Genomic DNA, 24,634 nt, shown 5'->3' on the forward strand with positions numbered 1-24,634 from the left:
GATAGCGAGCCCGATTCCATGTCCATGACGCCCCGCGAGATCGTCCACGAACTCAACCGCCACATCATCGGCCAGGACGACGCCAAGCGCGCCGTGGCCATCGCCCTGCGCAACCGCTGGCGGCGCATGCAGCTGCCGGCCGAGCTGCGCCAGGAAGTGACGCCGAAGAACATCCTGATGATCGGCCCCACCGGGGTCGGTAAGACCGAGATCGCCCGGCGCCTGGCCAAGCTGGCCAATGCGCCCTTCCTCAAGGTGGAAGCGACCAAGTTCACCGAGGTCGGCTACGTCGGCCGCGACGTCGAGTCGATCATCCGCGACCTGGCCGACGCCGCGGTGAAAATGCTGCGCGAGCAGGAGATCACCAAGGTCCGCCACCGCGCCGAGGACGCCGCCGAGGAACGCATCCTCGACGCCCTGCTGCCGCCGGCGCGCCAGGGTTTCGGCGACGAACCGGTGCGCAGCGAGGATTCCAACACCCGCCAGCTGTTCCGCAAGCGCCTGCGCGAAGGCCAGCTGGACGACAAGGAAATCGACATCGAGGTGGCCGAGTCGCCCATGGGCGTGGAGATCATGACCCCGCCGGGCATGGAGGAAATGACCAACCAGCTGCAGAACCTGTTCGCCGGCCTCGGCAAGGGCAAGAAGAAGAGCCGCAAGCTCAAGGTCGCCGATGCGCTGAAGCTGGTGCGCGACGAGGAAGCCGCGCGCCTGGTCAACGAGGAGGAACTCAAGGCCCGCGCCCTGGAGGCGGTGGAGCAGCACGGCATCGTCTTCATCGACGAGATCGACAAGGTGGCCAAGCGCGGCAACACCGGCGGCGCCGACGTCTCCCGCGAGGGCGTGCAGCGCGACCTGCTGCCGCTGATCGAGGGCTGCACGGTCAACACCAAGCTGGGCATGGTCAAGACCGACCACATCCTGTTCATCGCCTCGGGCGCCTTCCACCTGGCCAAGCCCAGCGATCTGGTGCCCGAGCTGCAGGGTCGTCTGCCGATCCGCGTCGAGCTCAAGGCGCTCAGCCCGCAGGACTTCCAGCGCATCCTCTGCGAGCCGCACGCCTCGCTGACCGAACAGTACGCCGCGCTGCTGAAGACCGAGGGCCTGGACATCGAGTTCGCCGAAGACGGCATCCAGCGCCTGGCGGAGATCGCCTGGCAGGTCAACGAGAAGACCGAGAACATCGGCGCACGGCGCCTGCACACGCTGCTCGAACGTCTGCTCGAGGAAGTCTCCTTCAGCGCCGGCGACCTGGCCGCGCAGCACAGCGCTACGCCAATCCGCATCGACGCGGCCTACGTCAACGGCCACCTCGGCGAGCTGGCGCAGGACGAAGACCTGTCGCGCTATATTCTGTAAGCCCCGTAGCCCGGGTGAAATCCGGGGCCCCTGAAAGCCCCCGGATGGCATCCGGGCTACCGACAACGGACATCCAGCATGCCCATCCCCAGCGCGATCAAACTGCACAAGGCCTCCAGGACCCTGGAGCTGCGCTACGGCGAGCAGAGCTATTCGCTCAGCGCCGAGTTCCTCCGCGTGCACTCGCCCTCGGCCGAGGTGCAGGGCCATGGCAAACCCATCCTGCAGACCGGCAAGCTCAATGTCGGGCTCGAACGCATCGAGCCGGCCGGCAACTATGCACTGAAACTGTGCTTCGACGACGGCCACGACAGCGGCCTGTTCACCTGGGACTACCTGTTCGAACTGGCCACCCGCCAGGAGCAGCTGTGGGCCGACTACCTGGCCCAGCTCAGCGCCGCCGGCAAATCCCGCGACCCCGACGAATCGGTCGTCCGTCTGATGCTCTGAGCCTTCGGGCAAAGCCTCGCCGCAGAGCGTGCGGCCCTGCGCCCGCGGCTCAGGTTCGGCGGAGTTAGGGCGCGTTTTCTAATCTATCGCGGCATACTCCCGCGCCATTGACCGGCTTGCTTAACTTCACAAACTCGGGTAACCAAGGAACTGGCAGGTTCCCTGCATTTGGCTGCGCCAGGTGCAACGAAAGATGCGGACTCGATCCGCCCCCGGTAACCCGAGCAGTACCAGGCCCTGTGTCGCCGCGCGCGCCAACACGCCGGTATTCGTCTCAGGACAATGGAGCGTCGTAGATGAGTGACAAGAACAACGAAGACCTGAAACGCCAGGCCTCGGAAAACACCCTGGGACTCAACCCGGTGGTCGGCATTCGCGGCAAGGACCTCCTGACCTCTGCCCGCATGGTGCTGGCCCAGGCGCTCAAGCAACCCTTCCACAGCGCCAAGCACGTCGCCCACTTCGGCCTGGAGCTGAAGAACGTCATGCTCGGCAAGTCCGAGCTCAAGCCCGAGGACGGCGACCGCCGCTTCGCCGACCCGGCCTGGAGCCAGAACCCGCTGTACCGCCGCTACCTGCAGACCTACCTGGCCTGGCGCAAGGAACTGCACGACTGGATCGAGCACAGCTCGCTGTCCGAGCAGGACGCCAGCCGCGGCCACTTCGTGATCAACCTGATGACCGAGGCCATGGCACCGTCCAACAGCATGGCCAACCCGGCCGCGCTCAAACGCTTCTTCGAGACCGGCGGCAAGAGCCTGCTCGACGGCATGTCGCACCTGGCCAAGGACATGGTCAACAACGGCGGCATGCCCAGCCAGGTGAACATGGCGGCCTTCGAGGTCGGCAAGAACCTGGCCACCACCGAGGGTGCCGTGGTGTTTCGCAACGACGTGCTGGAGCTGATCCAGTACAAGCCGATCACCGAGAGCGTGCACGAGCGCCCGCTGCTGGTGGTGCCGCCGCAGATCAACAAGTTCTACGTGTTCGACCTGTCGCCGGACAAGAGCCTGGCGCGCTTCCTGTTGCGCAGCCAGGTGCAGACCTTCGTGGTCAGCTGGCGCAACCCGACCAAGGCGCAGCGCGAGTGGGGCCTGTCCACTTATATCCAGGCGCTCAAGGAAGCCATCGAGGTCATCTGCGCCATCACCGGCAGCAAGGACGTCAACATGCTCGGCGCCTGCTCCGGCGGCCTGACCACCGCCTCCCTGCTCGGCCACTACGCCGCCCTCGGCGAGCAAAAGGTGCATGCCCTGACCCTGCTGGTCAGCGTGCTCGACACCCAGCTCGACACCCAGGTGGCGCTGTTCGCCGACGAGAAGACCCTGGAAGCCGCCAAGCGCCGCTCCTACCAGGCCGGCGTGCTCGAAGGCAGCGACATGGCCAAGGTGTTCGCCTGGATGCGTCCCAACGACCTGATCTGGAACTACTGGGTCAACAACTACCTGCTCGGCAACGAGCCGCCGGTGTTCGACATCCTCTACTGGAACAACGACACCACGCGCCTGCCCGCCGCCCTGCACGGCGAATTCATCGACATGTTCCAGACCAACCCGCTGACCCGTGCGGGCGCGCTGGAGGTCTGCGGTACGCCGATCGACCTCAAGCAGGTCACCTGCGACTTCTTCTGCGTCGCCGGCACCACCGACCACATCACCCCCTGGGACTCCTGCTACAAGTCGGCCCACCTGTTCGGCGGCAAGTGCGAGTTCGTGCTGTCCAACAGCGGCCATATCCAGAGCATCCTCAACCCGCCGGGCAACCCCAAGGCGCGCTACATGACCAACAGCGAGATGCCGGCCGACCCCAAGGCCTGGCAGGAAGGCTCGACCAAGCACGCTGACTCCTGGTGGCTGCACTGGCAGAGCTGGCTGGCCGAGCGCTCGGGCAAGACCAAGAACGCGCCCACCGCGCTGGGCAACAAGAAACATCCGGCCGCTGAAGCCGCCCCGGGCACCTATGTGCACGAACGCTGATTCGGCGCAGTTTGCGCCACACTGCCTGCGGCACTGGGAGGTGCCGCTCGCCGCGACGCCGGCGAACCAGGCTCGCCCTGGTGAATCTGGGAGTGGCCGGGACGGTCGCCCCCAGCGTTTCAACTGATAGGGCCCGCGCGCATGCCGTCACCTTTCGTATTTCGCACCATCGACCTCGATGGTCAGACCATCCGCACCGCGGTGCGCCCCGGTAACGGCCAGTTGGTGCCGCTGCTGATCTTCAACGGCATCGGCGCCAACCTGGAGCTGGTGATGCCCTTCGTCCAGGCCCTCGACCCGGACCTGGAGGTGATCGCCTTCGATGTGCCCGGCGTCGGCGGCTCGTCGACCCCGGCCACGCCCTACCGCTTCCCCGGCCTGGCCAGGCTGGCGGCGCGCATGCTCGACTACCTCGACTATGGCCAGGTCAACGCCATCGGCGTGTCCTGGGGCGGCGCCCTGGCGCAGCAATTCGCCCACGACTACCCGGAGCGCTGCAAGAAGCTGATCCTCGCCGCCACCTCGGCCGGCGCGGTGATGGTGCCGGGCAAGCCCAAGGTGCTCTGGCGCATGGCCAGCCCGCGGCGCTACGTGCAGCCGTCCTACGGCGTGCGCATCGCCCCGGACATCTACGGCGGCGCCTTCCGCCGCGATCCCAAGCTGGCCATGGCGCACGCCAGCAAGGTGCGCTCCGGCGGCAAGATGGGCTACTACTGGCAGCTGTTCGCCGGCCTCGGCTGGACCAGCATCCACTGGCTGCACAAGATCCGTCAGCCGACCCTGGTGATGGCCGGCGACGACGACCCGCTGATCCCGCTGATCAACATGCGCCTGCTGGCCTGGCGCATCCCCAACGCCGAACTGCACGTGATCGACGACGGCCACCTGTTCCTGGTGACCCGTGCCGAGGCGGTGGCGCCGATCATCATGAAGTTTCTCGAGGAGGAACGGCAGCGCGCGGTGATGCACCCGCAGCCAACCCCGGCACGCCAGCATTGAGCGCACAACTGTAGTGCAAGGCTGTCAGATTGCTCGACAAGGAGGCCGCCGAGGCGCCTCCGCCTGATGCGCGCGGCTGTCTGGAATGCCCTTCCGGCGCGCTTGGTACAAGGCTTGCTGCGCAGCCTCGTACCTTGAAAGTCTCTACAAGGATTGACGACGGAGTGTTGCCCCATGCGAGACAAGCCCAATAGCGGCGCCCTGCCAACGCCTGCTACTTTCATGAACGCCCAGAGCGCCGTGGTCGGCGTGCGCGGCCGCGACCTGCTCTCCACCGTGCGCCTGCTCGCCGTGCAGGGGCTCAAGCATCCAGTGCGCAGCAGCCGCCACCTGCTCGCCTTCGGCGGCCAGCTCGGCCGCGTGCTGCTCGGCGATACGCTGCACAAGACCAACCCGCAGGACGCGCGCTTCGCCGACCCCACCTGGCAGCTCAACCCCTTCTACCGGCGCAGCCTGCAGGCCTACCTGGCCTGGCAGAAGCAGCTGGGCGCCTGGATCGACGACAGCGAGCTGTCGGCCGACGACCGCGCCCGCGCGCGCTTTCTCGCGGCGATCCTCAGCGACGCCCTGGCGCCGTCCAACAGCCTGCTCAACCCGCTGGCGCTCAAGGAGCTGTTCAACAGTGGCGGCAGCAGCCTGTTCAAGGGCATGCGCCATCTGCTCGACGACCTGCTGCACAACGACGGCCTGCCCAGCCAGGTCAGCAAGCATGCCTTCGAAGTCGGCCGCAACCTGGCCTGCACCCCCGGCTCGGTGGTGTTTCGCAACGAGCTGCTGGAGCTGATCCAGTACCGGCCGATGAGCGAGAAACAGTACGCCAAGCCGCTGCTGATCGTGCCGCCGCAGATCAACAAGTACTACATCTTCGATCTGTCCACCGACAAGAGCTTCGTCCAGTACGCGCTGAAGAACGGCCTGCAGACCTTCATGATCAGCTGGCGCAACCCGGACGCGCGGCACCGCGAATGGGGCCTGTCGAGCTACGTGCAGGCGGTCGAGGAAGCCGTCGACGCCTGCCGCGCGATCACCGGCAGCAAGGAGGTCAACCTGCTCGGCGCCTGCGCCGGCGGCCTGACCATCGCCGCCCTGCAGGGCCACCTGCAGGCCAAGCGGCAGCTGCGCAAGGTGGCCAGCGCCACCTACATGGTCAGCCTGCTGGACAGCCAGATCGACAGCCCGGCCATGCTGTTCGCCGACGAGCAGACCCTGGAATCGGCCAAGCGCCGCTCCTACCAGCAGGGCGTGCTGGACGGCCGCGACATGGCCAAGGTGTTCGCCTGGATGCGCCCCAACGACCTGATCTGGAACTACTGGGTCAACAACTACCTGCTCGGCAAGCAGCCGCCGGCCTTCGACATCCTCTACTGGANCGCCCCAACGACCTGATCTGGAACTACTGGGTCAACAACTACCTGCTCGGCAAGCAGCCGCCGGCCTTCGACATCCTCTACTGGAACAACGACAACACCCGCCTGCCGGCGGCGCTGCACGGCGACCTGATCGACTTCTTCAAGCACAATCCGCTCAGCCGCGCCGGCGGCCTGGAGGTCTGCGGCACCCCGGTGGACCTGGCCAAGGTCACGGTGGACAGCTTCAGCGTGGCCGGCATCAACGACCACATCACGCCCTGGGACGCGGTGTACCGCTCGGCCCTGCTGCTCGGCGGCAACCGCCGCTTCATCCTGTCCAACAGCGGGCATATCCAGAGCATCCTCAATCCGCCGGGCAACCCCAAGGCCAACTACTACGAGAACGGCAAGCTGACCTCGGACCCGCGCGCCTGGTACCACGATGCCCGGCACGTGCAGGGCAGCTGGTGGCCGCAGTGGCTGGAATGGATTCAGGCACGCTCCGGCGAGCAGCGCGAGACCCTGCTGGCGCTGGGCGACCAGAAGCATCCGCCGATGGAGGCCGCGCCCGGCACCTACGTGCATATCCGTTGAAGGGCTGGCCGGCGCCGCGCCGGCCGCGTTATCGTCAACGCCTCCGCGCCACCGACAAGAAGACCGGATGAAAACCCGCGAGCGCATCCTGCACACCGCCCTGCAGCTGTTCAACCAGCAGGGCGAGCCCAACGTCTCCACCCTGGAGATCGCCAACGAGCTGGACATCAGCCCGGGCAATCTCTACTACCACTTCCACGGCAAGGAGCCGCTGGTGCTGGAGCTGTTCGAGCGTTTCCAGGCCGAGATGGCGCCGCTGCTCGATCCGCCCGCCGAGGCGCAACTGGACGTCGAGGACTACTGGCTGTTCCTGCACCTGATCGTCGAGCGCCTGGCGCAGTACCGCTTCCTGTTCCAGGATTTGTCCAACCTGGCCGGGCGCCTGCCCAAGCTGGCGCGCGGCATCCGCCACTGGCTGAACTCGCTCAAGCGCACCCTGGCCGCCCTGCTGGCGCGACTGATGGCCGAGGGACAACTGGTCAGCGACACCCGCGCCCTCGGCCAGCTGGTGGAGCAGATCACCCTCACCCTGCTGTTCTCCCTCGACTACCAGCGCATCCTCGGCAGCGACGGCGAGAGTCGCCTGGTGGTCTATCAGGTGATGATGCTGGTGGCGCCGCACCTGGCTGCGCCTTCGCGCTTCGCCGCCGAGCAAATGGCGCAGCGCTACCTGGACGCCTGAGCCGCGCAGAAACGCAAACGCCCGGCACTAGGCCGGGCGCTTGTGATCCCGAGAAACTCAGGACGGGTTGGCAGGCGTCGCCGCAACGGCAGCCGGGGCCGGTGCCGGAGCTGCAGGCGTCGCCGCGGGAGCCGCGACGGGGGCCGCAGCAGCCGGTTTCGCTGCAGTGGCCTTGGGCGCGGCAGGCTTCTTCGCCGCCGGCTTCTTCGCCGCTGCCGGTTTCGCCGCCGGCTTGGCAGCAGGTTTCGCCGCGGCCTTGGCTGCAGGTTTGGCAGCGGGCTTGGCGGCGGCCGCAGGCTTGGCCGCTGCCGGTTTGGCCGCAGGTTTTGCAGCCGGCTTGGCGGCAGCCTTGGCCACCGGCTTGGCGGCCGGTTTCGCCGCGGCTTTCGGTGCCGGCTTGGCAGCCGCTTTCGCCGCCGGCTTGGCCACCGACTTGGCCGACACGCCAGCGATCTTCTCCAGCTGCTTGGTCAGGCTGTCGACCTTGTCGTTCAATGCCTTCACCTCGTTGCGGCTGGGCACGCCCAGCCGCGAGATGGCATTGTTCAGACGCTTGTCGAAAGCCTCTTCCAGCTCGCTCCACTTGCCGATCGCCTTGTCCTTGACCTCATCGACCTTGGACTTGGCGGAACCGACCTTGGAGCCGACGCCGGCTTTCACCGCATCGACCTGCTTGTCGACTTCGCTCTTGGCCAGTTTCTCAGCCTTCTCGCCGTCCTTGACCAGGGTATCGAACAGCTTGGTGCCGTCCTTGCTGACCTTGGAGTAAGCGCCCAAGCCTGCCAACCAGATCTGGCGCGAGTATTTCTCGACCTCGCCGATCCAGGAGCTGGTCTGTTTCTCGGTTTTCTTCTTAACAGCCATCCTGATCTCCTTATTTGGTACGCGCGACGTGCTCGAGCAACGCGCTCAGCTCATCCAGCTTAGCAGAGAGTGCCTCAACATCCTGCTTGGAGGGAATGCCGATACGGTTCAGGGCGGCGGCGACACGGGTGTCGAAGGCCTTCTCGATCTTGTCGAGCTGCACTTCGACCTTGCCCTTGACGCTGGTGACGTTGGAGTTGACGGTTTTCTTTACCGATTCGATCTGGCTGTTGGCGGCTTCGACCTGTTCGTCGACCAGCTGCTTGCCCTTGCTCTCGAGGCTCTCGCCGCTCTTGACCAGCTCCTTGAAGTACTCGACACCCTCGGCACCGGCCTTGGCGTAGGCACCCAGGCCCGCCAGGTAGATCTTGCGGGCATAGCCCTTGACGTCATCGAGCAGACCGGCTTTGTCCTCGGCCACGGCTTCGACTTTCTTCTTCACGGCAACTTTCGACATGGTGCACCTCACGCGCTTTGACAGTTAGCGGAAACGCCCACGGAATGCAGGCTTGGGTACACCCTAGGGAGAAAAATTAGAAATCGCATACTAGGCGCGCGGCAGGGTGGGTCGCGCGTCACCGCTCCACCATGGTGGATCCCCCGGATTGCAGCCGGGCGGCGGCGCGCCAGGCGCCGAGATCGTCGGGCGGAGCACTGCGCGCTCCCTGTTGGGCTTCGCTGCGCTTAGCGCCAACCTACGCCAACGACTTGTCCAGCACCTGCTCGATCTCGCGCTTGATGCTGCCGCCCATGGCCGACAGCAGCAGGCCCAGCTTGAGCTCGACGCACACCCGGTCCTCGCCCACCTCGATGCTGCCGTCGGCGCCGCTGCGCTTGAACTCCAGGGTGTCGCCATTCCAGCGGTAGCGCACGTCGTACTCGCGGGCCAGGCGCTCGGCCAGTTGCTCGGCCTTCTCGCGCGCAGCGGCGCGGCCGAGCTGGTGGGGACGTTCGACGCGAATACGGGACATGGCAACTCCTTCGACTGACTGCCGGGCGCCGCGGCGGCCGTGGCCTGCGGCATGGGGTCACATCACTCTACCAGCCCGCCGCGCGGCCGGGCACCCGGGCAAGACAAAGGCGCCGGGCGCCTTTAGAATGAGCGGCGATCTTTAGCCGGTAGAGCGATATGAGCGATCCACGCAAGGCCCAGGAGCAGGAACCCACCACCCACTTCGGTTTCCAGGACGTGCCGGAAAGCCAGAAGGCGGAAAAAGTGGCCGAGGTGTTCCACTCGGTGGCCGCCAAGTACGACCTGATGAACGACGTGCTGTCCGGCGGCCTGCATCGCCTGTGGAAGCGCTTCACCATCGAGCTGTCCGGCGTGCGCGCGGGCAACCGCGTGCTGGATATCGCCGGCGGCACCGGCGATCTGACCCGCAAGTTTTCCAGCCTGGTCGGCCCGAGCGGCCAGGTGGTGCTGGCCGACATCAACGACTCCATGCTCAAGGTCGGCCGCGACCGCCTGCTGGACAAGGGCGTGGCCGGCAACGTGGTGTTCGTCCAGGCCGATGCCGAGAAGCTGCCATTTCCCGACAACCACTTCGACGTGGTCAGCATCGCCTTCGGCCTGCGCAACGTGACGCACAAGGAAGACGCCCTGCGCTCCATGCTGCGCGTGCTCAAGCCCGGCGGGCGCCTGCTGGTGCTGGAGTTCTCCAAGCCCGGCAACCCGCTGCTGGCCAAGGCCTACGACACCTACTCGTTCAGTTTCATGCCGCTGGCCGGCAAGCTGATCAGCAACGACGCCGACAGCTACCGCTACCTCGCCGAGTCGATCCGCATGCACCCGGATCAGGAGACCCTCAAGGCGATGATGGTCGAGGCCGGCTTCGAGCGCGTCACCTACCACAACATGACCGGCGGCATCGTCGCCCTGCACCGCGGCATCAAGCCCTGATGCTGCTGAGCGGGCTGCTGGCCGGCGTCGAGGCGGGCCTCAATCGCGTCCTGCGCCTGGACGGCACCGCCCTGCCGCGCCTGCACAAGCTGGCCGGCAAGGTGATCGCTGTGCACTGCCAGAGCCCGGCGCTGGAGCTGTTCATCCTGCCCAGCGGCGACGGCCTGCAGCTGGCCGGGCAGTGGCAGGCGCCCGCCGACTGCAGCCTCACCGCCCCCGCCGCCAGCCTGGCGCGCCTGGCCCTGAGCCGCGACAAGACCGCCGTGCTGCACCGCCCGGAAGTGTCGCTGGACGGCGACAGCGCGGTGCTGCTGGAGCTGGCCGGCATCCTCCAGGACCTGGAGCTGGACTGGGAATACGAACTGTCGCGCTGGCTCGGCCCAGTCGCCAGCCCCCTGCTCGCCGGCCATCTGCGCAGCCGGGTGAACCTCGCGGCGAATGGCGCCGCCAGCCTCAAGCAGGACCTGGCCGACTACCTCGCCGAAGAATCGCGCAGCCTGGTCGGCCAGCGCGAGGCCGAGGTGCGCTTCGCCGAACTGGACCAGCTCAAGCTCGCCCTCGACCGCCTCGAGGCGCGCATCGAGCGCCTCGCCTCACGACCTAAGCCCGACGCATGAAACTACTCGCCGTTCGCCGCCTGCTGCGCATCCAGCGCGTGATCGTCCGCTACCAGCTGGACGAGCTGCTGCTGGCACTGCCGCTGCCGGTGTGGCTGCGCGCCCTGGGCTGGCTGCTGCCCTGGCGCTGGCTGCCGCGCAAGCCGCTGCAACTGTCGCGCGGCGCGCGCCTGCGCCTGGCTCTGGAAGATTTGGGGCCGATCTTTATCAAGTTCGGCCAGCTGCTCTCCACCCGCCGCGACCTGCTGCCGCCGGACATCGCCGACGAGCTGGCGCGCCTGCAGGATCAGGTGCCGCCCTTCCCCGAAGCCCAGGCCATCGCCCTGATCGAAGGCCAGCTCGGCGCGCCGGTGGGCGAGCTGTTCGCCCGCTTCGATAGCCAGCCGCTGGCCTCCGCCTCGGTGGCCCAGGTGCACGCCGCGCAGCTGAAAAGCGGTGAAGAGGTGGTGGTCAAGGTGATCCGCCCGGGCTTAAGGCCGGTGATCCGCCAGGACCTGGCCTGGCTGTTCCTGCTCGCCCGCATCGCCGAGCAGGCCTCGGCCGACGCCCGCCGCCTGCGCCCGGTGGAGGTGGTCGGCGACTACGAGAAGACCATCTACGACGAACTCGACCTGCTGCGCGAAGCGGCCAATGCCAGCCAGCTCAAGCGCAACTTCGACGGCTCGCCGCTGCTCTACGTGCCACAGGTGTACTGGGACCTGTGCCGCCCGCAGGTGCTGGTGATGGAGCGCATCTACGGCATCCCGGTGACCGACCTGGCGACCCTGGCCGACCAGCGCACCGACATGAAGCTCTTGGCCGAGCGGGGCGTGGAAATCTTCTTCACCCAGGTGTTTCGCGACAGCTTCTTCCACGCCGACATGCACCCCGGCAACATCTTCGTCAGCACCCGCACGCCCTGGAGTCCGCAGTACATCGCCATCGACTGCGGCATCATCGGCAGCCTCACCGACGAGGACCAGGACTACCTGGCGCGCAACCTGATCGCCTTCTTCAAACGCGACTACCGCAAGGTGGCGCAGCTGCACATCGATTCCGGCTGGGTGCCGGCCGATACCAAGGTCAACGAATTCGAGGCGGCGATCCGCACCGTGTGCGAGCCGATCTTCGAGAGGCCGCTGAAGGAAATTTCCTTCGGTCAGCTGCTGCTGCGCCTGTTCCAGACCGCGCGCCGCTTCAACATGGAAGTGCAGCCGCAGCTGGTGCTGCTGCAGAAGACCCTGCTGAACATCGAGGGCCTGGGTCGCCAGCTGTACCCGGACCTGGACCTGTGGAGCACCGCGCAGCCCTTCCTCGAACGCTGGATGCGCGAGCGGGTCAGCCCGCTGCACCTGCTGCGCAACCTGCAGCAGCAGGCCGAGCAGGTGCCGCACCTGTCGCAGATCGCCCGCGACGCCCTGGAGCGCCTGCAACAGCCGGCGCCGCCGGCAGCACAACCGACCAACGGGCAGTGGCCGCTGCGCCTGCTCGGCGCGGCGCTGATCGGCGCCGGCGCGGTGCAGGGCCTGGCGCCGCTGCTGGCGGCCTGGCCGGCCTGGTTGATGCTCGGCGGCGGGCTCTATCTGGTGCTGCGCCGATAGCCAGTCGGCCGCCGCACTGGCACACTTGGCGTATTGACGGGCCGCGGCCCGGCGCAGCAGACACGGAATCCCGATGAACGATTGGCTCGACGAAATCCACTGGAACGAAGACGGCCTGGTCCCGGCCATCGCCCAGGATCACCAGAGCGGCCGCATCCTGATGATGGCCTGGATGAACCGCGAATCCCTAAGCCTGACCGTGAGTGAGCAGCGCGCCATCTACTGGTCACGTTCGCGCGGCAAGCTGTGGCGCAAGGGCGAGGAATCCGGCCACGTGCAGAAGCTGCACGAGCTGCGCCTGGACTGCGACGCCGACGTAATCGTGCTGATGGTCGAACAGCTCGGCGGCATCGCCTGCCACACCGGGCGCGAGAGCTGCTTCTACCGCGTCTATGACAACGGCGGCTGGAAAATCGTCGACGCCGTGCGCAAAGACCCGCACGCCATCTATCACGCAGGACACCGCCATGAGTGACACCCTGAGCCGCCTGGCCGAGGTGCTGGAGGCGCGCAAGGGCGCCGCCCCCGACAGCTCCTACGTCGCCAGCCTGTATCACAAGGGCCTGAACAAGATTCTCGAGAAGCTCGGCGAGGAGTCGGTGGAAACCATCCTCGCCGCCAAGGACGCCGCCGCCAGCGGCGACTGCAGCGACCTGATCTACGAAACCGCCGACCTGTGGTTCCACAGCCTGGTGGTGCTCGCCGCCCTCGGCCAGCACCCGCAGGCCGTGCTGGACGAACTGGAGCGGCGCTTCGGCCTCTCCGGCCACGCGGAAAAAGCCGCGCGACCGCAAAACTGAACAACCTCTCACAACGGAGAACGCATCATGGGATTCGGTGGCATCAGCATCTGGCAACTCCTGATCATCCTGCTCATCGTGGTCATGCTGTTCGGCACCAAGCGCCTGAAGAGCCTGGGCTCGGACCTGGGCGACGCGATCAAGGGCTTCCGCAAGTCGATGGACAACGGCGAAGCCGAGAAACCGGCGGTGGAAGAGCCCAAGGGGCAGACCATCGACGCCCAGGCGCGCAAGGTCGAAGAGCCGGCGAAGAAAGACTGAGCCATGTTCGACGTCGGTTTCAGCGAACTGCTGCTGGTGGCCCTGGTCGCCCTGGTGGTGCTCGGCCCCGAGCGCCTGCCCGGCGCGGTGCGCACGGCCGGCCTGTGGATCGGCCGGATCAAGCGCAGCTTCAGCGCGATCAAGGCGGAGGTGGAACGCGAGATCGGCGCCGACGAAATCCGCCGCCAGCTGCATAACGAGCAGATCCTCGAACTGGAGCGGGAAATGAAGGCGATGAAGCAGGAGATCCTCGACCCTGCCGCCAAGCCTGCCAGCGAGCCCGCCAAGGCCGAGCCGGCGCCCACCAGCCAGGACACCCCACGCCAGCCATGAGCCGACACCCGGACGCCGACCAGGAAATGCCCCTGGTCTCGCACCTGACCGAGCTGCGCGCGCGCCTGTTGCGCTGCGTGGTGATCATCCTGCTGATCTTCGCCGGACTGTTCTACTTCGCCCAGGACATCTACGCCCTGGTGGCCGCGCCCCTGCGCGCCTACCTGCCGGAAGGCGCGACGATGATCGCCACCGGCGTCGCCTCGCCCTTCCTCACGCCGTTCAAGCTGACCCTGATGTGCGCGCTGTTTCTCGGCATGCCGGTGATCCTGCATCAGGCCTGGGGCTTCATCGCGCCGGGGCTGTACAGCCACGAGAAGCGCATCGCCGTGCCGCTGCTGATTTCCAGCATCCTGCTGTTCTACGCCGGCATGGCCTTCGCCTACTTCGTGGTGTTCCCGATCATGTTCGGCTTCTTCGCCAGCGTGACCCCGGAAGGGGTGGCGATGATGACCGACATCGGCCAGTACCTGGACTTCGTGCTCACCCTGTTCTTCGCCTTCGGCGTGGCCTTCGAGATCCCCATCGCCACCTTCCTGGTGATCTGGGTCGGCATCGTCGACGTCGCCACCCTGCGCAAGAGCCGCCCCTATGTGATAGTCGGCTGCTTCGTGGTCGGCATGGTGCTGACCCCGCCGGACGTGTTCTCGCAGACCCTGCTGGCGGTGCCGATGTGGCTGCTGTTCGAGGCCGGCGTGCTGGCCGGCAGCCTGGTCAAGCAGCGCAGCGAAGCCCAGGCCGACGCCGAGGACGAGGCCAAGCCCGAAGACCAGCCGCCCGCGCCGCTGCCGTGAACCTGCTGCTGCTGGAGGACGCCGACTTCATCGGCGCCGACCGTGCCCGCCTGACCGGCCGCCGTCTCAAGCACCTGCACGAAGTACACCGCGCCGCCGCTGGCGACCGCCTGCGCGTCGGCCGCCTCGGCGGGCAGATGGGCGAGGGCCGGCTTCTGGCCCTGGACGATGAGCACGCCGAACTGCAGGTTGCCCTCACCCAGGCGCCGCCGGCCAAGCTGCCGCTGACTCTGGTACTGGCCCTGCCCAGGCCGAAGATGCTCAAGCGCGTGCTACAGACCATTGCCGCCATGGGCGTGCCGCGCCTGGTGCTGGTCAACAGCTACCGGGTGGAAAAGAGTTTCTGGCAAACCCCCTTCCTCGAACCCGAAGCCATCCGCGAGCAACTGATCCTCGGCCTGGAGCAGGCGCGCGATACCCTGCTGCCCGAGGTGCTGATCGAAAAGCGCTTCAAGCCCTTCGTCGAGGATCGTCTGCCTCTGCTTGCCGCCGGCACGCTCGGCCTGGTCGGCCATCCCGGCGACCATCCGCCCTGCCCGCGCGCGGTTTCAGGCCCGGTGACCCTGGCCATAGGCCCGGAAGGCGGCTGGATCCCCTACGAGGTGGCGCTGCTGGGCCAGGCCGCGGGCCTGCAACCGGTGCAACTCGGCGAGCGCATCCTGCGGGTGGAGACGGCGGTACCGGCGCTGCTGGCGCGGCTGTTCTAAACCCGCGCCCGTCCCGAATGACCGCGACGGGCTAGGCGTCCCCCAGTCCGGCGACGAACAACCCGGTCACCGCCTGGGCGGCGGCCTCTGCGTCCTGTCCGGGTAGCTGGTCGTCCAGCAGCAGTTGCGCCAGCCCATGCACCAGGCTCCAGGCCGCCAGGCTGGCGGTCGTCAGATCCTGGCCTGGCGCCACGGCCTGCACGCTGGCCCCAAGCTGGCGGTAGAGGGCTTGCGCCGCCTGCTGCAACTGCGGGTAGCGCTGTTTGTCTGCCACGCCGCCGAACATCAGGGCGAAACGCCCCGGCTGCTCCAGGGCGAAGGCCACGTAGCACTGCCCCAATGCCTGCAGGCGCGACGCCGGCAGCAGCGCCATGCGCCGACTCAGTTCGGCGAACCCCTCGGCGGCCAGCGCCGCCAGCAAGGCATCGCGATCGGCAAAATGCCGATAGGGCGCGTTATGCGAAACCCCGGCCCGGCGCGCCACCTCGCGCAAGCTGATCGCAGCCGCGCCACCCTCGTCCAGCAGCTCGCCGGCCGCCACCAGCAGAGCGCAGCGCAAATCGCCATGGTGGTAGGCGCGAACGCACTCGTCCTCACATGTTGACACCAGCAACATCCCCTCTAATATGTTGACAACGCCCACATCATGCCCGCAGCGGGTAATGGGCACCAGCTCCGCTCGGAGGAACCCTCATGCTATTCGTTGCCCTGTTGCTGGTTTTCAGCCTGCTCGCCGCGGTGCCCGTGCGCCTGGGTCTCCCCGGACCGACAAGCTGGCCGACGCGAATGCACCTGGCCCTGGCATTGGCCCTGCTGCTGATCGGCGTGGATCACTGGCTGACTCCGGCACGCTACCTGGCGATGATGCCGCCTTACCTGCCCTGGCACCTGGAGCTGGTACTGCTGACTGGCGCCTGCGAGATCGCTGGCGCACTCGGCCTGCTCTGGCCGCGCACACGCAGGCTGGCGGGGGGACTGCTGGCGCTGTACTTCGTCTGCGTGTTTCCGGCCAACCTGCACAACGCCCTGCATGGCCCGCAGGTCGACGGCCTGCCCAGCGTGCAGTGGTACTACTGGCTGCGCCTGCCGTTCCAGCCGCTGATCATCCTCTGGACGCTGTATGCCGCCGAATGGCTGCACTGGCCGCATCCGTTCAGCTCTCGAGGAGAAAGGTCACCGGCCCATCGTTGACCAGGTGCACCTGCATCTCAGCGCCGAAGCGGCCGCTGGCGACCTGCGCATGCTGCGCCCGCGCCTGTTCGAGCAGCAGCTCGAACAGGGCCTGGCCCTGGGCCGGCGCTGCGGCGCTGGAGAAACTCGGGCGCAGGCCGCTCTTGGTGTCGGCGGCCAGGGTGAACTGCGAGACCAGCAGCAGGCCGCCCTGCACGTCGGTCAGCGACAGGTTCATCTTGCCGGCCTCGTCGCCGAACACCCGGTAGTTGAGCAGCTTGTGCAACAGCTTGGCGACGCTGGCGGCATCGTCCTGCGGCTCGACGCCGACCAGCGCCAGCAGGCCCCGGCCGATGGCGCCGACCACCTCGCCCGCCACTTCCACCCGCGCGGCGCTGACGCGCTGGATCAGCGCCTTCATGCTTCGTCCGGGGCCAGGTCGAGCAGGCGCCGGGCCATCTGCTCGGCGGCGCGCACCAGGGCGTCGGTGATGCCCGGCTCGGCCGCCGAGTGGCCGGCGTCGCGGATGATCTGCAGCTCGCTGTTGGGCCAGGCCTGGTGCAGCGCCCAGGCGTTGTCCAGCGGGCAGATGGCATCGTAGCGACCGTGCACGATGATGCCCGGCAGGTGGGCGATCTTCGGCATGTCGCGCAGCAGCTGATCGGGTTCGAGGAAGGCCTGGTTGACGAAGTAATGGCACTCGATGCGGGCGATCGACAGCGCGCGGTGGGCCTCGCTGAAGCGCTCGACCACCTGCGGGTTGGGGCGCAGGGTAGCGGTGCGCCCCTCCCAGGTCGACCAGGCCTTGGCCGCGTGCATCTGGGCGATCTGGTCGGCGCCGGTGAGGCGCTTGTAGAAGGCCTGCATCAGATCGCCGCGCTCCTCCGCCGGGATCGGCGCGAGGTAGTCCTCCCAGTAGTCGGGGAACAGGCGGCTGGCGCCCTCCTGATAGAACCAGTGGAACTCCTGCGGCCGGCACAGGAAGATGCCGCGCAGGATCAGCCCGTGCACCCGCTGCGGATGCGCCTGGGCGTAGGCCAGCGCCAGGGTCGAGCCCCAGGAGCCGCCGAACAGCACGAACTTGTCTATCCCCAGGTGCTCGCGGATACGTTCGATATCGCCGATCAGCGCCTGGGTGCTGTTGCCCTCCAGACTCGCGTGCGGCGTCGAGCGGCCGCAGCCGCGCTGGTCGAAGGTGACGATGCGGTAGTGATTGGGATCGAAGTAGCGGCGGCTGGCAGCATCGCAACCGGCGCCGGGCCCGCCATGGATGAACAGCACCGGCAACCCGTCCGCCGACCCGCTCTCGTCCACGTAGAGGACATGAGGCGGCTCGACCGCCAGCTCGTGGCGGGCGTAGGGTTTGATCTCCGGATACAAAGTCTGCATGGTGGGGCTCCTGGCTCGATGGGCTACAACTGCCGTGTTCCGCTCTGCCGGGCATCATAACCATGAAAAAGGAGTTTCAGCATGCCGATACGCTTTCCGACCTGGCCCCTGGCGCTGTTTTTCGCCCTGCTGCTGGGCGGTTGTGGCGGCAAGGACGACCCGCAGGCGGCGCTGGAAGCGGCCGTGCAGCAGTTGCAGGACAATATCGAAGCCAAGGACACCGGCGCGGTGATGGCGCAGCTGCACCCCGACTTTCTCGCCCGCCAGGAACTGGACCGCGAGTGGGCCAAGCGCACCATGACCCTGCTGTTCCTGCGCCACAAGAACATCCAGGTGATCGCCCTGGGTAAGAACAGCTGGATCGATGCCGCGATCACCAGCAAGGGTCATACCCAGGCCCAGGTCGGCCTGAGCGGCGCCGAGGGCTTGATCCCCGACAGCGCGCGGCACTATGCGGTGCAGCTGGAATGGTGGCTGGAAGATGACCAATGGAGGCTGGCGCGGCTGGACTGGGAGTAGCCCGCCAGGCCCCTAGTCGGCCTGGCGCCAGATCAGCTCGGCGGTGTCGTAACCCTGCTCGCGCGCCACGGCGAGCAGCTTGTCGCGGGTGGCGGCGTCCACTTGCGGGGTGCGCGACAGCAGCCAGAGGTAGTCGCGCTCGGGATGACCGACCAGCGCGACGCGGTAGTCGTCATCGCGGTACAGCACCCAGTAGTCGCCCTTGATCGGCAGCAGCTTGCTGGCCCAGTTGTCGAAGCGCACCCAGAGCTTGTCGGTACGGCCCTCGACCTGCGCTTCGGCAACGCCCCGAACCTCCTGCCACTCGCCGTCGTCGTCACGGCAGCGGTTGGTCACCTCGATACGGCCGTCGTCACGCAGGCGGTAATGCGCCTCGGACTGCACGCAGTTGCGCTGGAAGAACATCGGCAGCCGCGCCAGCTCGTACCAGGTGCCCTGGTAGCGCTGCAGGTCGACCTGCATGGTTTGCGGCGGCTCCGGAGGAATGTGGCCGGTGCCCGAGTTGGCACAACCGACGAGCGCGAGCAGCGCGCTGGCAAGCATGATCGAACGCATGCTGACTCCCTTTACTTGAGGCCCTTGCCGGAGAACATCAGCACCTTGTCGCCGGCGTACTGCACGCTGATGAAGCTCTTGTCGTCGCCCCAGGTGCAGCTGGACATGCCCAGGGCACCGGCGCACTCGCCCGGCGCGCCGAGCAGGCTTTCCACCTCGTCCTTGCTCATGCCGGCCTTGAGCTTGGCGTAGTTTTCCTGGTTGACCTTGCTGCAGGCGGCCAGCAGGCAGCAGGCGAGCAGCGCGACGACACGCATCGACATGGATGAAACTCCTGGAGGACATGGACGCGACAAGCTTGGCATAGCAGGCCGCAACGTGCCCGATTGGAGTTCAGAAACGTGAGCCGGGTTCCCGCAGGAAGGCCTGCTCTTCGTCGCTCGAAACGCGGCCGAGGATGAGGTTGCGATGGGGGAAGCGGCCGAAGCGGGCGATTACCCGCCGATGGCGCTCGGCGAAGTCGAGAAAGCCGGCGAACAGGCTGCGCTCGTCCACAGCCGCCTGCTCGTGCAAGCCGCGAAACAGCTCGACGGCGCGATCCTGCAGGGCCAGGTCCTCGGCATGTTCGAAGACGATATAGGCAAAGACCCGCTCGATAAGCGTCAACTGGCGATCCAGGCCCTGTTCAAGCCCTTGCTGCAGCAGCGCCCGGGCCAGCGGGTCGCCGGCGAAGGCGCGCGGGGTGTCGCGGAAGATCATCCGCGGCAGCTGATCGAGCAGGATCAGCCTGGCCAGCCAGCCCGGCGCCGTGGCCTGCCAGCCCTGCAGCTCGCCGGCCAGGGCCTGTTCGACCAGCGCGGCGAAGCGCTCGCGGGCCTCTTCGTCCTGGCTGTCACGCTTGCCGAACCACAGCCCCTGGCGCGCTGCCGCCACCTCGCCGGCGCTGCCGGGGGCGGCGCCGAACCACCAGTCGAGCAAGGGCTGCCAGGGCTGCACGGGATCAGCCGCGGTGGTAGGCGGTGACGCGCAGCACTTCTTCCTTCGAGCCGAGGAACACCGCCACGCGCTGGTGCAGGGATTCCGGCTGGATGTCGAGGATGCGCTGGGTGCCGTTGGTGGCAGCGCCGCCGGCCTGCTCGATGATCATCGACATCGGGTTGGCCTCGTACATCAGGCGCAGCTTGCCGGGCTTTTCCGGCTCGCGGGCGTCGCGCGGGTACATGAATACGCCGCCGCGGGTGAGGATGCGGTGCACGTCGGCCACCATCGAGGCGATCCAGCGCATGTTGTAGTTCTTGCCCAGCGGCCCGGTCTCGCCGGCCAGCAGCTCGGACACGTAACGCTGCACCGGGGCTTCCCAGTGGCGCTGGTTGGACATGTTGATGGCGAACTCCTTGGTCGCCTCCGGCACCCGGATGTTGTCGTGGGTGAGCACGAAGGAGCCCAGCTCGCGGTCCAGGGTGAAGCCCTTGACGCCGTCGCCCAGGGTCAGCATCAGCATGGTCTGCGGGCCGTAGATGGCGTAGCCGGCGGCCACCTGCTGGGTGCCAGGCTGGAGGAAGGCATCCTCGCCGAGGTCGCCGGTGTCGCCGTTGCGATCCGGGCAGCGCAGCACCGAGAAGATGGTGCCGACCGAGACGTTGACATCGATGTTGCTGGAGCCGTCCAGCGGGTCGAACACCAGCAGGTAGGCGCCCTTGGGGTACTTGCCGGGAATCTGGTAGGCGTTGTCCATTTCCTCGGAGGCCATGCCGGCCAGGTGGCCGCCCCACTCGTTGGCTTCCAGGAGGATCTCGTTGGACAGCACGTCGAGCTTCTTCTGCACCTCGCCCTGCACGTTCTCGCTGTCGAGGCTACCCAACACGCCGCCAAGGGCGCCCTTGGACACCTGATGGCTGATCGCCTTGCAGGCACGCGCCACGACTTCGATGAGGAAGCGCAGATCGGCCGGGGTGTTGTGGCTGCGAGTCTGCTCGATCAGGTAGCGGCTCAGGGTGACGCGGGACATGGACGGCTCCGGAAAGGGAAAAAATCGCGCGCAGTTTAACCCGTTCGCGGCGCGGCCGCCTCCCCGCGGCCGCGGCGAAAGCCGAGAAACTGACGGAACGTCCAGCTGGCCATATGCCCGCGCGCGCCGCCGGCGCGCGCGGGCAGCGGCGGGAGCGACTAGAGGTCCAGCGACAGCGCCAGGTTCAGGCCGTGCTGGACTTCGTCGTCGGCATGCCGGTAGCTGTAGCTGCCGCGTAACGACAGGCCATTGCCCAGGCTTTGGCTGACGCCCAGGTGACCGCGCAGGCTGCGATCGTCCGGCTGGTAACCGGGCAGCTCGAAGTCGATGCCCGGCAGACTGTTGAGGCTCATGCGCACCTCGCTGGCGTCGTCCTCGTATTCGCGCTCCATCGCCAACTCGCCGAACAGGCGGGTCTGCGGCGTCAGGTCGTACAGCCCCTGGAAGCCGAAGCCGAGGCGCCGGGACTTGCGCTCCTGGTCGTCATAACTCAGTGCCGTGGAGCGCTGGCCGTCCTCGGCATAGCCGTCCAGGTCGATATGCACGTAGTCGGCGCTGACGAAGGGGCTCAGGTGCCACTGGCTGCCCGGCTGGGCGATGTCGTAGCCGAAACGGCCGCTGAAGGCCCAGAGTTGGCCCTCGGTATCGCCCTTCTCCGAGTTGGTGGACGGCCCGATGGCGAACTGGCGCTTGAGGTCGTGGTAATCCAGGTGACCGGCGCTGGCGGCCAGATCGCCCCACCAGCGGTTGTGCTGGTACTGGGCGAACGCGGTGCCGATGTAGCTGCGCAGGTCGTAGTCGGAATCCGCCGCGCCGGCCTCCAGGCTCTGCTGGTAGAGCCCGGCTGCCAGGCCCAGGCGCCAGGCCTCGTCGAGGCGGTAGCTGGCGCCGAAGTTGAGGCTGTAGCCGTTGCCGTCGGCATCGCCGCCGTGCAGGTCGTAATCCAGGCGCTGGCCGCCGCCGTTGACGAAGGTGCGCCACTGGCCGACGCCTTGCCAGGCCTCCCAGTCGGCCAACCACTGGGCGCGCAGCTGATCCTGATGGCCGCGCAGGGTGCCCAGGGCCATCTCCGGCAGCAGGGTCAGCTCCCAGGGCGCGGCGAGCAGCGAATAGGCGTAGTCGGCGATCAGCCGCTGGCCGGCGATGGTCGGGTGCACGCTGTCGTTGAACAGCAGCTTGGTCGGATCGGGATTGCTGCCGTTGAGGCCATAGATCGGGTTGGGATTGCTGCAACCGTCGAAGCAGGTGCCGATCACCGTGTCGCGATCGGCGACCAGGCCGTAACGCCCCGGATCGCTGAGGATCTCGGCGAGATTGAGCGGGATGTTCAGCGGAATCACGTTGGCATCGACCGTGGCCAGCTGCAGCACCAGCTCGTCGTTGAAGTCGGCGCCGAGCGAGGTCACCAGATCCTGCAGGCCGCCGCCGAAGAAGTTCGGCGTCAGGCCGATGTCCGGCAGCAACCAGACCATGATGTAGCGCGCCCCGGCCTGCTGCAGCGTTTCCACGCTGTCGACCAGACGCCCCGCGGCAGCCTGGGCGCTGGCGGTGTCGACCACGCGGAACTGGAGGAAGTCGTTGCCGCCGCCGGTCAGGTAGTACAGCGCGTTGGGGTCGGCACGCCCGCCGGTGGAGGCCAGATAACCGCCGGGGCCGCTGATGGTGCCGAGAATCTCGTCGGTGCGGTAACCGCCGACCGCCCAGTTGTTGCCGCCCTCGGCCGAGTTGGCCGGGCCGAGGGCGCCGAGACCGAGCGCATCGCCCAGCAGCATGGGCGCCACTGGGCCGAAGATTTCGCCGCTGCCATCCTGATAAGTCGGCCCGACGCGGTTGGTGAAACGGGTGGTGGCGCCCGCGGGGCCATCGGGGTCGGCGAACCAGCCGGCGTCGCTGAGGCTGTCGCCGAACACATGGAAAGCGCTGTAGGGTGCGGCACAAAGCGGGGTGGCACTGGCCAGCAGGCAGGCGGCCGCCAGCGGGGTTAGAAGGCGTTTCATGGCGAGTCCTTATTGTTGTTGGTATGAACTGCCCAGCAAATGTAGCGACTGTTGCGGCGAAAAACACCTATCCGGCGGCGATTGCACTCAGCCGGTGGCGGCCAGCTGCACCCGGTTGCGGCCGTTGCGCTTGGCCGTGTAGAGCGCCACGTCGGCGGCCTGCAGCAGGCCATCGAGCCCTTCGCCATGGTCCGGCCACAGGGCGATGCCGGCGGACAGGGTCACCGGCAGCGCGCCGATGCGCGTCGGTTGACCGATCTGCGCCAGTTGCGCGCGCAGCGACTCCATCCGGCTGGTCGCGGCCGCCGCATCCAGCCCCGGCAGAATCAGCAGGAACTCCTCGCCGCCGATGCGGAACACCGCGTCGGTGCTGCGCAGGTTGTCCAGCAGGTGCTGGGCCACCGACTTGAGCACGTCGTCGCCGACCAGGTGGCCGCATTCGTCGTTGAGCCGCTTGAAGTGGTCGAGGTCGATCAGTGCCACGGCCAGCGGCACCTGCTCGCGCTGGGCGCGGGACAGTTCGCGGGCGAAGAACTCGTCCAGGTAGCGACGGTTGTACAGCCCGGTGAGCGGATCGCACAGGGCCTGCTCGCGCAATTGCTCGTGCAGGCTGCTGATGGTGCGCAGGCGCTCCTCGCTGAGGGCCAGGGCCTCGGCCAGCTTGAGTTCGCTGAGCTGGCGCTGGGTGACGTCGCGCACGTAGAGCATATGGCCGAGCAGCACCGGGCCGTGGCGCGTGGCGCGCTCGATGGCGCGCACGCGCACCTCGTAGTAGCGCGCCGCGCTGGTCAGGGTCAGCGGCAGGCTCGGGTCGGCGCCGGCCTGTTCATCGAGCAGCTGCTGCAGGTCGGCGCCGAACACCGGCCAGTCGCCCAGCTCGCGCCCCTGCCAGCCCTGCTGCAGGCCGGCCAGCTTGAGCGCCGCCGGATTGGCCTCGATCACCCGCCCGCGCGGGTCGACCACCAGCACCTGGTCGAGCAGCGCCTCGAGCAGCAGGTGACGGGCCACCGGCAGCAGGTCGAACAGGCGCACGCCGACGATCAGCCAGGAGAAAGCCCCCAGGGTGAAGGCGAAGCTGAAGGGGGTGGGATCGAAGCCGAACAGGGTCCAGCCGAACACCACGTAGCCGACGTTGGCCACCCAGGGCACCGCGGTGACCAGCACGAACGCCAGGTAGTGACGGCGGTGCAGCCCCTGGCTGAGCGCCGCGGCGCGGGTCACCACGCCCATGCAGAAGGCCATGAACAGGTAGACGTAGACCGCCGTGGCGTAGAACAGCGGCCCGTGCTGATAGCGCACCGGCGCCCCCGGGCTGGCGTCGATCGGCGCGCTGCCGGCGCCGTAGAACAGGCCGTGCCAGGGATTGCTCAGGGCCAGGGCCCAGACCAGCAGCGGCACCAGGCTGAGGCCGAGGATGCTGCTGCGCGCCAGCGGCGTGCGCATGCTGTTGACGTACTGCCAGAGGAACACCGCCCAGAAGGTCGGCGTGGAGACGATGCCCGGCCAGGCCATGCTGGCCCAGAACATCTTGCATTCGGCGGCGAAAAAGCTCATCTCCAGCGCCGCGGCGGCCATCCACCAGAGGCTGGCCAAGTGCAGCAGGATAAAGCTGTCGCGTCCGGGAAAGTCGCGCTGGCGGGTCACCCAGTGCGCCAGCAGGATCACCCCGAAGCACACCAGCAGGGTCATCAGCACCGGCGGCGACAGGCTCCAAGCGGAGGCCAGGCAGGCCTGCATCAGCACGCTCTCCACAGCGGCTGCCGCGGGGAAACGAGCGCCTCGCCGCGCGCT

The 24,634-nt window shown here is 67.5% G+C and carries 28 protein-coding genes and 1 pseudogene; 17 read left to right on the top strand and 12 right to left on the bottom strand.

Annotated elements, in window-relative coordinates:
* Nucleotides 1-18 precede the first annotated feature (18 nt).
* From hslU to EA796_RS15415, 6 genes and pseudogenes are all read left to right on the top strand, one after another.
* Nucleotides 19-1,359, top strand: a complete 1,341-nt coding sequence (gene hslU / locus EA796_RS15390) for an HslU--HslV peptidase ATPase subunit (RefSeq protein WP_021442884.1) — start codon at nucleotides 19-21, stop codon at nucleotides 1,357-1,359.
* Between the two features lie 78 nt (nucleotides 1,360-1,437).
* Nucleotides 1,438-1,809, top strand: a complete 372-nt coding sequence (locus EA796_RS15395; RefSeq protein ID WP_021442883.1) for a gamma-butyrobetaine hydroxylase-like domain-containing protein — start codon at nucleotides 1,438-1,440, stop codon at nucleotides 1,807-1,809.
* A 296-nt stretch (nucleotides 1,810-2,105) separates the two neighbouring features.
* Nucleotides 2,106-3,785 (top strand): class II poly(R)-hydroxyalkanoic acid synthase, encoded by a 1,680-nt coding sequence (gene phaC, locus EA796_RS15400; RefSeq protein ID WP_122109229.1) that lies wholly within the window; start codon nucleotides 2,106-2,108, stop codon nucleotides 3,783-3,785.
* 141 nt (nucleotides 3,786-3,926) lie between these two features.
* Nucleotides 3,927-4,784 (top strand): poly(3-hydroxyalkanoate) depolymerase, encoded by an 858-nt coding sequence (phaZ, locus tag EA796_RS15405; RefSeq protein WP_122109230.1) that lies wholly within the window; start codon nucleotides 3,927-3,929, stop codon nucleotides 4,782-4,784.
* A 174-nt stretch (nucleotides 4,785-4,958) separates the two neighbouring features.
* Nucleotides 4,959-6,727, top strand: a pseudogene (locus EA796_RS15410) (alpha/beta fold hydrolase).
* 67 nt (nucleotides 6,728-6,794) lie between these two features.
* Nucleotides 6,795-7,409 carry a TetR/AcrR family transcriptional regulator gene (locus EA796_RS15415; RefSeq protein ID WP_122109231.1) on the top strand — a complete coding sequence of 205 codons (615 nt, stop codon included), beginning with the start codon at nucleotides 6,795-6,797 and terminating at the stop codon, nucleotides 7,407-7,409.
* Nucleotides 7,410-7,466: 57 nt separating this feature from the next.
* On the opposite strand, the gene EA796_RS15420 is transcribed toward EA796_RS15415, so the two are convergent.
* The 3 genes from EA796_RS15420 to EA796_RS15430 all read right to left on the bottom strand — a co-directional run bounded on the left by EA796_RS15420 (nucleotide 7,467) and on the right by EA796_RS15430 (nucleotide 9,244).
* Nucleotides 7,467-8,273 carry a phasin family protein gene (locus EA796_RS15420; RefSeq protein WP_122109232.1) on the bottom strand — a complete coding sequence of 269 codons (807 nt, stop codon included), beginning with the start codon at nucleotides 8,271-8,273 and terminating at the stop codon, nucleotides 7,467-7,469.
* A gap of 10 nt (nucleotides 8,274-8,283) precedes the next feature.
* Nucleotides 8,284-8,730, bottom strand: a complete 447-nt coding sequence (locus EA796_RS15425) for a phasin family protein (protein ID WP_021444111.1) — start codon at nucleotides 8,728-8,730, stop codon at nucleotides 8,284-8,286.
* A 238-nt stretch (nucleotides 8,731-8,968) separates the two neighbouring features.
* On the bottom strand, nucleotides 8,969-9,244 hold the full coding sequence (locus EA796_RS15430; protein ID WP_021444112.1) for a polyhydroxyalkanoic acid system family protein: 276 nt from the start codon (nucleotides 9,242-9,244) through the stop codon (nucleotides 8,969-8,971).
* Nucleotides 9,245-9,402: 158 nt separating this feature from the next.
* Here EA796_RS15430 and ubiE point away from each other — a divergent pair, with 158 nt between their 5' ends.
* The 9 genes from ubiE (at nucleotide 9,403) to EA796_RS15475 (ending at nucleotide 15,265) form a co-directional block, all read left to right on the top strand.
* A complete protein-coding gene (gene ubiE, locus EA796_RS15435) occupies nucleotides 9,403-10,173 on the top strand; it encodes a bifunctional demethylmenaquinone methyltransferase/2-methoxy-6-polyprenyl-1,4-benzoquinol methylase UbiE (protein WP_021444113.1) in 771 nt (256 codons plus the stop codon).
* The gene (locus EA796_RS15440) at nucleotides 10,173-10,790 is read left to right on the top strand and encodes an SCP2 domain-containing protein (protein ID WP_021444114.1); all 618 of its coding nucleotides are present in this window, start codon (nucleotides 10,173-10,175) and stop codon (nucleotides 10,788-10,790) included. The genes ubiE and EA796_RS15440 overlap by 1 nt, the downstream gene beginning before the upstream one ends.
* Nucleotides 10,787-12,370 (top strand): ubiquinone biosynthesis regulatory protein kinase UbiB, encoded by a 1,584-nt coding sequence (gene ubiB, locus EA796_RS15445; RefSeq protein WP_122109233.1) that lies wholly within the window; start codon nucleotides 10,787-10,789, stop codon nucleotides 12,368-12,370. The genes EA796_RS15440 and ubiB overlap by 4 nt, the downstream gene beginning before the upstream one ends.
* Before the next feature lie 73 nt (nucleotides 12,371-12,443).
* On the top strand, nucleotides 12,444-12,845 hold the full coding sequence (gene hisI / locus EA796_RS15450) for a phosphoribosyl-AMP cyclohydrolase (RefSeq protein ID WP_122109234.1): 402 nt from the start codon (nucleotides 12,444-12,446) through the stop codon (nucleotides 12,843-12,845).
* A complete protein-coding gene (locus EA796_RS15455) occupies nucleotides 12,838-13,170 on the top strand; it encodes a phosphoribosyl-ATP diphosphatase (protein ID WP_021441806.1) in 333 nt (110 codons plus the stop codon). The genes hisI and EA796_RS15455 overlap by 8 nt, the downstream gene beginning before the upstream one ends.
* Before the next feature lie 27 nt (nucleotides 13,171-13,197).
* Nucleotides 13,198-13,431 carry a twin-arginine translocase TatA/TatE family subunit gene (gene tatA / locus EA796_RS15460; protein WP_011920744.1) on the top strand — a complete coding sequence of 78 codons (234 nt, stop codon included), beginning with the start codon at nucleotides 13,198-13,200 and terminating at the stop codon, nucleotides 13,429-13,431.
* Between the two features lie 3 nt (nucleotides 13,432-13,434).
* Entirely contained in the window at nucleotides 13,435-13,764 is a 330-nt protein-coding gene (gene tatB, locus EA796_RS15465) for a Sec-independent protein translocase protein TatB (RefSeq protein WP_021441805.1), read from the top strand.
* Nucleotides 13,761-14,558: a twin-arginine translocase subunit TatC gene (gene tatC, locus EA796_RS15470; protein ID WP_122109235.1), complete on the top strand. Its 798-nt coding sequence runs from the start codon at nucleotides 13,761-13,763 to the stop codon at nucleotides 14,556-14,558. The genes tatB and tatC overlap by 4 nt, the downstream gene beginning before the upstream one ends.
* Complete coding sequence (locus EA796_RS15475) at nucleotides 14,555-15,265, top strand: 16S rRNA (uracil(1498)-N(3))-methyltransferase (protein ID WP_021441803.1); 711 nt, start codon at nucleotides 14,555-14,557, stop codon at nucleotides 15,263-15,265. Before tatC ends, EA796_RS15475 begins: the two co-directional genes overlap by 4 nt.
* A 31-nt stretch (nucleotides 15,266-15,296) precedes the next feature.
* Here EA796_RS15475 and EA796_RS15480 read toward each other — a convergent pair whose 3' ends face one another.
* Nucleotides 15,297-15,872 carry a TetR/AcrR family transcriptional regulator gene (locus tag EA796_RS15480; RefSeq protein WP_218567635.1) on the bottom strand — a complete coding sequence of 192 codons (576 nt, stop codon included), beginning with the start codon at nucleotides 15,870-15,872 and terminating at the stop codon, nucleotides 15,297-15,299.
* A gap of 86 nt (nucleotides 15,873-15,958) precedes the next feature.
* Here EA796_RS15480 and EA796_RS15485 point away from each other — a divergent pair, with 86 nt between their 5' ends.
* On the top strand, nucleotides 15,959-16,456 hold the full coding sequence (locus EA796_RS15485; RefSeq protein ID WP_218567636.1) for a DoxX family protein: 498 nt from the start codon (nucleotides 15,959-15,961) through the stop codon (nucleotides 16,454-16,456).
* Here the strand turns inward: EA796_RS15485 and dtd are convergent.
* On the bottom strand, nucleotides 16,419-16,856 hold the full coding sequence (dtd, locus tag EA796_RS15490; protein WP_122109237.1) for a D-aminoacyl-tRNA deacylase: 438 nt from the start codon (nucleotides 16,854-16,856) through the stop codon (nucleotides 16,419-16,421). The two genes, EA796_RS15485 and dtd, sit on opposite strands and share 38 nt — an antisense overlap.
* Nucleotides 16,853-17,824 (bottom strand): prolyl aminopeptidase, encoded by a 972-nt coding sequence (gene pip, locus EA796_RS15495; protein ID WP_122109238.1) that lies wholly within the window; start codon nucleotides 17,822-17,824, stop codon nucleotides 16,853-16,855. Before pip ends, dtd begins: the two co-directional genes overlap by 4 nt.
* An 81-nt stretch (nucleotides 17,825-17,905) precedes the next feature.
* Here pip and EA796_RS15500 point away from each other — a divergent pair, with 81 nt between their 5' ends.
* Complete coding sequence (locus tag EA796_RS15500) at nucleotides 17,906-18,343, top strand: hypothetical protein (protein ID WP_122109239.1); 438 nt, start codon at nucleotides 17,906-17,908, stop codon at nucleotides 18,341-18,343.
* 12 nt (nucleotides 18,344-18,355) lie between these two features.
* Here EA796_RS15500 and EA796_RS15505 read toward each other — a convergent pair whose 3' ends face one another.
* The 6 genes from EA796_RS15505 to EA796_RS15530 form a co-directional block, all read right to left on the bottom strand.
* Nucleotides 18,356-18,898 carry a lipocalin family protein gene (locus EA796_RS15505; RefSeq protein ID WP_021441797.1) on the bottom strand — a complete coding sequence of 181 codons (543 nt, stop codon included), beginning with the start codon at nucleotides 18,896-18,898 and terminating at the stop codon, nucleotides 18,356-18,358.
* A gap of 11 nt (nucleotides 18,899-18,909) precedes the next feature.
* A complete protein-coding gene (gene bamE, locus EA796_RS15510) occupies nucleotides 18,910-19,161 on the bottom strand; it encodes an outer membrane protein assembly factor BamE (RefSeq protein ID WP_021441796.1) in 252 nt (83 codons plus the stop codon).
* Between the two features lie 70 nt (nucleotides 19,162-19,231).
* The gene (locus tag EA796_RS15515) at nucleotides 19,232-19,834 is read right to left on the bottom strand and encodes a DUF924 family protein (RefSeq protein WP_122109240.1); all 603 of its coding nucleotides are present in this window, start codon (nucleotides 19,832-19,834) and stop codon (nucleotides 19,232-19,234) included.
* 4 nt (nucleotides 19,835-19,838) lie between these two features.
* Nucleotides 19,839-20,846 (bottom strand): class 1 fructose-bisphosphatase, encoded by a 1,008-nt coding sequence (locus EA796_RS15520; RefSeq protein WP_122109241.1) that lies wholly within the window; start codon nucleotides 20,844-20,846, stop codon nucleotides 19,839-19,841.
* Between the two features lie 158 nt (nucleotides 20,847-21,004).
* Complete coding sequence (gene estP, locus EA796_RS15525; RefSeq protein ID WP_122109242.1) at nucleotides 21,005-22,843, bottom strand: esterase EstP; 1,839 nt, start codon at nucleotides 22,841-22,843, stop codon at nucleotides 21,005-21,007.
* Nucleotides 22,844-22,930: 87 nt separating this feature from the next.
* Nucleotides 22,931-24,580: a histidine kinase N-terminal 7TM domain-containing protein gene (locus EA796_RS15530; protein ID WP_122109243.1), complete on the bottom strand. Its 1,650-nt coding sequence runs from the start codon at nucleotides 24,578-24,580 to the stop codon at nucleotides 22,931-22,933.
* Nucleotides 24,581-24,634 lie beyond the last annotated feature (54 nt).

The organism is Pseudomonas sp. AOB-7, assembly GCF_003696305.1.
Taxonomy (GTDB): Bacteria; Pseudomonadota; Gammaproteobacteria; order Pseudomonadales; family Pseudomonadaceae; genus Aquipseudomonas.